The following is a 395-nucleotide window of genomic DNA, read 5'->3' on the forward strand; positions in this document are numbered from 1 at the left end:
CACCGTCTTTGCGATCCCCGCAGCGCCCGCGAGTTGCGCCGGGCGTGCGTTGGGCTGCCCCCTCGGCGGCGAATTCCCGTGCGGGCAGCGGCCGTTGGGCGGGGGTGGGACGGCGGCGCGGTGCAGGTGGTGCCGGTTCGGGCGGAGCGGCGACGTTCAGGCGGAGCGGCGGCGGACGAGCGTGGTCTTGAAGATCACCGAACGGATCTGCTGGGCCGGGTCGTCGATCAGGGCCAGCAGCAGCCGGGCCATCTCCGCGGCCATGTCCTCCACCGGCTGCCGCACGGTGGTCAGCAGCGGGCGGGAGGCGGTTGCCGCGCTGCTGTCGTCGAAGCCGACGACGGCGATGTCCTCCGGCACCCGGCGGCCCATCTCGCGCAGGGCGAGCAGTGCGC

The 395-nt window shown here is 74.7% G+C and carries 1 protein-coding gene; it reads right to left on the reverse strand.

Annotated features, from left to right (window positions below):
- Positions 1-156: 156 nt before the first annotated feature.
- Positions 157-395 (reverse strand): substrate-binding domain-containing protein (locus tag AC13HU_RS38315; RefSeq protein ID WP_483046601.1); only part of this gene is annotated, 239 nt, incomplete at its 5' end.

Source organism: Streptomyces sp. NH27, assembly GCF_056859195.1.